Below are 6,910 nucleotides of genomic sequence, written 5' to 3' on the forward strand. Positions count from 1 at the left end.
TGCCTTTTTCTGCAAAGCTCAAGGTGATGACTCATGGGCGGCAGCAAAGAAGAATGGTCGAGCTACATTGAACTGCCACTGGTTTGACTCTAAGCCGTTTATTTACCCTAAAGATGGTTCTGTAAGTGGCTTTGAATACGATTTGCTGCTGGAATTTCAAAAGTTTGTAAAGCAGCAGTACGGTGTTACTTTAAAACTCACCTGGCATAAATGCTCAAGTTTCAAAGCCACTTATGACACCATTCATTACATGTCTGCACCAAATGCAGTCGGTGCCTCTGCCTTTTCTATTACTACAGAGCGCGCCCAGGAGGTAAAGTTTACACAACCCTACTTGCCTGATATATCTGTCATCGTTTCAGATTATAAGATTCCGATTGCTTACAACGAGCAAGATTTTGATACCATTTTCAACACACTTAAAGCCATTACAATAAGGCAAACTACTTTTGAGCAACACTTGTCGGCACTCAAAGCTGAGCGTAATCTTAATTTTTCGGTGGCGTATATTCCGAGCTCTACAGATCTGATCGGTACAATAGCCAACACCAAAGATGCCTTTGGGTACATAGACCTACCCTCCTACCTCACCGCTCTGCAAGACACAATTAATATCAAGCGGCAATACTTATTTTCTTTTAGAAATAAAGGTATTGGATTTATATTACCAACTAATTCTGATTGGGAAGAGCCGTTTCAAACCTTTATAAGTGACCCCAATTTTGCTGAGATGAACGAATTGCTCATTGCCAAACATTTTGGGCCTGATGTGCCATTTTTAATTAATAATATCGCTTCTGGCGCTGACATAAGCTCAAAAGATGAAGTGCTTTTACTCACAAAAGAAAAAGAGATACAAGCACAGGAGTTACTGGAATCCGCCCTTACACTCCAAAGAAACAATCTGATTAGCACCGGTTTTATTATTGGCTTTTCGATCCTACTGGTGATCTCAGCAATTACTTACAACCAATACCGACAAAAGGTGAAGTCTAACAAACTGCTGAGCGAACAGAAAGATCAGATTGAAAGGCAAAATGAGCGGCTCATCGCGATTAATAATGAAAAGAATAATCTCATAAATATATTAGCTCATGACCTGAGATCGCCTATTAATAGCATCAATGGGTTGGCCAACTTATTGGAGCTGCCAGGCAGTGAAGAGGAAAAACAGGAGTACATCAATCAAATAAAGAAATCTACTGACCGCACCAGCAACATGATTTCAAAGATTTTAGATGTAGAAGCCATCGAATCCTCTACACCACAAATGAAATTTGATCGCGTTGACATGAAATCTGTCTTGAATAATGTAGTTTCAGAATACACAAAAACTGCCTTAGCTAAAAACATAAGTTTAACTACTCACACAAATGGCTCAGATAACTATTTTGTATCTGGAGATGAGGTTTATCTTTTTCAGGTGTTAGAAAACCTGATTTCCAATGCTTTGAAATTTTCTAATCAGCATACCAAAGTGGATGTTTCTTTATCTAAGGATAAGGGTAAAGTGAGAATAAAAGTGAGCGATCAGGGGCCTGGAATAAGTAAAGAAGATCAAGCCAAGCTGTTTAATAAATTTCAAAGACTGAGTGCCAAGCCTACACAGGGAGAGCAATCTATAGGATTGGGCTTATCTATTGTAAAAAAATACATTGAACTCATGCACGGATCAATATACTATGAGAGTGAACTTGGGCGAGGTACAGACTTTATTGTAGAGTTTAGCGAATCTGAATTGGTATGACTAATGGCCCTGGGCAATCGTATTTCGAAAGTGGTATGTTTTTCATTTCGGGCATTTTCTAAAAGTCTAATAGTGCCGTTTAACACTTTCACTGCAGTTTTTACCGTGTATAACCCTAGCCCAACACCTCTGATATCTAACTGACCGACATAAAACATCTCAAATATTTTGTCGGCCACTTCCTCTTCAATTCCTCTTCCTTTGTCACTTACTCTAATAGAAACCTGCTCACCATTTAGGCTACTGCAGTCTATTTTTATATCAGGTTGTTCTCCATTTCTTCTATATTTCACAGCATTATCAATCAAATGAAAAAAGATGACCTCTAGTATTTCTTCATCTGTGTAGAGCTCAAAATCATTGGCTACCTCCAGCTTCACTTCTACCTGTGTAGTTTCTGTAGAAAGTCGATTTTCAATTTTTGATATAATGGCCTGAGGCTTTATTTGTGCGATAGAAAGATCCGCTGCTTTGAGACGGGCCACGTTTAAGAGGCTGTAAAATACTTCATTCATTTCATCAGCCGTAGCATTGAGTCTGCTTACCAGATTTTGCATATCTCCATCGAGTGACTCAAGAGAGATAAGATAGCTCAAGCCCTGCAGCCTGGCCAAAGGGCCTCTCACATCGTGCACTGAGCGATAAATGAATGTATCCAATTCCTTATTTACTTCTACCAGCTCGTTATACGCATTTTTTAACTGCTCAGTCCGCTCCTCTACTATATCTTCCAGATTGAGATTGATTTTTTGAAGTTCATCATTTTTGAGTTGTATTTGCTTTTGCTGTTGCTCGATTTCTTGTTTTTGCTTCTCAATTTCTTCCTTTTGCCTCACGACTTCTTTGGTGCGTTTTTCTACCATAAGCCCCAAATCTCTCTGGGTACGCTCCAATGACCTGATACGCAACTTATAGATCACAACAGCCAGTATTATCGCTCCAATAATGCTTATAAACTTAAAGGGCTTGGTTTGGTAAAATGCCGGCTTTACGTAAAAGGTTAAAGCAGCACCTTCTTCATTCCACACGCCATCACTGTTGGCAGCTTTTACCCTAAACGTGTAATTGCCATAGGGTAAATTGGTGTATGTGGTCTTTCTTTCTTCTTCTGGTTTTAGCCAGTCATCGTCATACCCTTCAAGTTTATAAAGGTATTCGATATTTTCTGAGGCAATAAAACTTAAAGCAGCATAGGTAATGGTAATTCTGTGTTTACCAGACGGCACAACAACACTGCTATCGAGATTATAGTTTTTTTCTGATGTAATGAATGACTCGATTACCACTTTTGGCTTTTTATTGTTGATCTCTATATTGGAAGGATCAATCATTTCAACACCGTTGGAAGTAGCAAACCACAGTCGTCCATCGGCACTTTTATAACTCATGCCAGACGATGTCGCAGAAGTAGCTTTTAGGCCATCGGCCTGAGTGTAGGCAATCGACTTTACGCCAGAGGCCTTACCATCTGCAAAAGCATTTAAATCATCCTTATGTACCTTGAAAACACTTATATTCTTCTGGTTAGTGGTTATCCAAAGGTAGCCATCTCCATCTTCAAGTATTTGAAAAAGCGTGTTGCTGGCCAACCCGTTTTCTGAGGTGATTATTGTAAATTTTCCATCTTTAAATCTTGTAAGGCCCGCATTTCCGCAAATCCATAATGTACCATCACTATCTTCAAAAGTCTTGAATACAAACTCTCCTGCCAGACCATCCTTGGTGTAATAGGTAACAAATCGATCATTTTTAAAAAGATTCAGTCCATTTCTGGTTCCAATCCAAACCTCACCCGCTTCGTTTGATTGAATACTCATGACGTACTCATGAGAAAGGCCCTGGTTGACATTATAATTATTGATTGTTCCGTCTGGTTTTATTACGCTAATACCATTGGTAGTACCAATCCACAAATCACCTGCGCTATCCTCGTGAATCACTCTTATGTTATTATGGACAAGACCATCTGTAACTGTGTATTTTACAGATTTTCCATTCTGATATTTTAACAAATAATCCTGAGTGGCCACCCAAAGCACACCTTTGCTATCAACTAGTCCAAACTTCAATTTGGTTTCAGAAAAATCATTATCTACATCAAACCGCTCTAAGCGATTATCTTGCGGATGTAGCCTGTAAACTCCGGTTTCATTAATTACAATAAAAGTATTGGATAACAAACCCGGTGTGATGCAGTGCACGATGAAAGGTTGCAGGTCGTTGGCACTTGCCAGCGCGTAATTAGTAAATTTTCCATCCCAAAGTTTATACAGCCCTTGTCGATAGGTGCCTATCCATAAGTTCCCTTCCGTATCCTGTATTAAAGTAGTAAAGTCATTCTCAAACAGAGGATGACTAGGATCGAAATACGACCACTTGTCATCAATACTTCTTCGAGCCATCCCTCTAAATGTACCGATCCACCGTAGGCCTTTTTTATCTATGATAGAGGTAGAGACCATATCGCTGGGCAGACCTTCTTCTGAAGTAAGATTAGTTATAGTACCATTTTGAATGATAGACAAGCCTGCATCGGTACCAATCCATACTTCATTTCCGTTTTCGACCTTCACATAATTAATATTATTGCTAACAAGGCCATTGCCGGTGTGGTAGTAGTCTAGTATTTGTCCATTGCTGGTGGTATAAACTCCCTGGTTAGTCGTAGCCACCCACAAGATGTTTGCGCTGTCTACATCAATACTTTTTATCCTCAGATTTTTAAGGAGATGGGGCACTTCTGTATTGACGAACTTATCGTCTTTTTTGTAGGTAAGGCCATCGCTTGTGGCAATCCAGATTCTACCTGATTGATCCTGAACAATCTCCTCCACAAAATTACTGGGCAAACCATGTGTTGTTGTATAAATTTTGAGCTCACCATTATCAACCGTAACCGCACCATTTCCGCTTGAGGCTGTCCATATCACGCCATCACTATCTTCGTAGATGTAAGTAAAGGAGTTATTTATAAGCTCAGGGGTGTTAAAAGCGCTGTATGTGAGAAAATCTACACCGTTAAAGCGGGTAATACCACCATAGGAGGCGAACCAAATGTATTCGTCTTTGGATTGCAGCAGGTGAATTATTGCATTGTCTGGCAGTCCGTTTTGACTATCCCAATGCTCATAATTATACTGGTAGAGGTGCTTTGATGGGTCTAGAGGATATTGAGCATAGACAATTGTCGCGCTTATCTGCGCAAAGACAATGCAACAGGCCAACTTTCTAAAGATATTCACGACATCATATAGCTTCTGCTTTATGTAATATCGTGAATATCCGGCAGTGTATCAATAGGCCTTTTTTGACTTAAAGAATATTAAATTGTTATAAACTTCTTTTCAACTCAAATACCTTTCTCATCTTATCAATCAACTTTGCTGACTCTCTAAAATTGAGTGTTTGCTGACCATCAGAAAATGCTTCCTCAGGTTTTTCATGAGTTTCATAGATTATACCATCAGCACCCGCCATAATGCAAGCCAGCGCTACCGGCTCAACATGATCGCGTATACCAATACCATGTGAAGGATCGGCAATTACTGGTAAATGCGTTTTTTCTTTCAATATCGAAATGGCATTAATATCCATGGTGTTTCTACTTGCCTTTTCATAGGTCCTGATACCCCGCTCGCAAAGCATAAGATTTTCATTGCCTGCAGAAAACACGTATTCCGCTGAATAAAGCAGCTCGTCTATGGTACCTGATATTCCTCTTTTGATCAAAACCGGCTTATCGATCTTGCCTAATTCGTCCAGTAAGTTGAAGTTTTGCGTATTTCTCGCTCCCACTTGATAAATATCAATGTAATCGTGCATCTCTTCTATTTGAGATACCTGCATTACTTCTGTAATAATCTTAATACCTGCTTTCCTCGCTTCTGTATACCAGGTTTTAAGTCCGTCTATACCCATACCTCTAAAAGAATAGGGTGAGCTTCTTGGCTTAAAAACCCCGCCTCGCATGATCTTCACGTTGTTTTCAACCAGGTGATCAATGGTCTTTTTAATTTGATCTTCTCCTTCAATAGAGCAAGGCCCGGCCATGATCGACATGCCTCCCTCGCTTATGACTACGCCATCTCCCAGGTCAATTTCTGTATTTTTTACTTTCCACTTTTTAGAAACCAGCTTATAATCGTCAGAAACACGGTGTATATCAGCTATACCAGGCATGAAACCGATATCTCGGATATCAAACTCCTTCTTACCAATACCAATAATATAATCGCCTTTTTGCGTATTTACCTCAGTCGTTTTGTATTTGAGTTGATTGATTCGCTCTACTAAACTTGCTTTATCGTTTTCTGAGATGCCTTTTTTTAATTGAATAATCATCCTTTTACCTGATTTATAAAGTTTTTAATATCGTTTTTGAGGTCAGCGTTTTGTGATAACACATTGATAAAAGCACTGCCTATAATTGCTCCCCGGCTGTTTTTACTCGCGGCCTTAAATGTCTCATGATTTGAAATGCCAAAACCAACCAATGTTGGGCTTTTGAGCTGCATATCTTTGATCCTTTGAAAATAACTCTCCTGCTCACTTTCTACCTGTGTTTTTGCACCCGTAGTGCTGGCCGATGAAACCATGTAGATGAATCCATCACTATTTTCATCAATTTGCCTGATGCGCTGCTCGCTGGTTTGCGGTGTAATAAGAAATGTATTTTTAAGTCCGTATTGCTCGCAAATGGCTTTATATTCATTTTCATACACACTTATTGGCAGGTCTGGGAAGATCAGACCATCTACCCCGCACTCTTCGCATTTCTTACAAAAGTCTTCAAACCCAAATTGCAATACCGGATTGATATACCCCATGAGTATGACAGGGATATTTACTTGCTCACGCAATGATGACAATTGCTCAAAAAGCAATTTGAGTGTCATGCCGTTATCAAGCGCCTGTTTGTTGCTTTCCTGTATGGTAGGGCCGTCTGCCACCGGGTCTGAAAAAGGAATGCCTATTTCAATCATGTCAGCACCGCCTTCTTCTATATGCTGAGCAATTTCTAAAGTGCTTTCTAACATAGGAAAGCCTGCCGTGTAGTAGATGGAGAGCACATCTTTTTCTTTCTCATTAAATAGCTTCGTAATTCTATTCATAGTTGTTGTTGTCTGTGGTTGTAAATGAGTCATAATCTTAATATTTACCCCA

At 39.6% G+C, this 6,910-nt stretch carries 4 protein-coding genes; 1 reads left to right on the plus strand and 3 read right to left on the minus strand.

From position 1 onward, the window contains the following. Nucleotides 1-1,747, plus strand: a 1,747-nt coding sequence (locus tag E1176_RS08695; protein ID WP_155210221.1) for an ATP-binding protein, incomplete at its 5' end; no start/stop codon positions are given. Here the strand turns inward: E1176_RS08695 and E1176_RS08700 are convergent. The 3 genes from E1176_RS08700 to trpA form a co-directional block, all read right to left on the minus strand. After that, nucleotides 1,681-4,989, minus strand: a complete 3,309-nt coding sequence (locus E1176_RS08700) for a two-component regulator propeller domain-containing protein (protein ID WP_155210222.1) — start codon at nucleotides 4,987-4,989, stop codon at nucleotides 1,681-1,683. The genes E1176_RS08695 and E1176_RS08700 overlap by 67 nt on opposite strands. An 88-nt stretch (nucleotides 4,990-5,077) precedes the next feature. After that, complete coding sequence (locus E1176_RS08705) at nucleotides 5,078-6,088, minus strand: bifunctional 3-deoxy-7-phosphoheptulonate synthase/chorismate mutase (RefSeq protein WP_155210223.1); 1,011 nt, start codon at nucleotides 6,086-6,088, stop codon at nucleotides 5,078-5,080. After that, a partial coding sequence (trpA, locus tag E1176_RS08710) for a tryptophan synthase subunit alpha (RefSeq protein ID WP_343030521.1) occupies nucleotides 6,085-6,910 on the minus strand: 826 nt, incomplete at its 5' end. The genes E1176_RS08705 and trpA, both read right to left, overlap by 4 nt.

Origin of the sequence: Fulvivirga aurantia (assembly GCF_009711475.1) — a bacterium.
GTDB lineage: Bacteria > Bacteroidota > Bacteroidia > Cytophagales > Cyclobacteriaceae > Fulvivirga > Fulvivirga aurantia.

Coding starts and splice junctions, on each gene's coding strand:
- E1176_RS08705 (WP_155210223.1), bottom strand. CDS start 6,088: ATGATTATTCAATTAAAAAAAGGCATCTCAGAAAACGATAAAGCAAGT.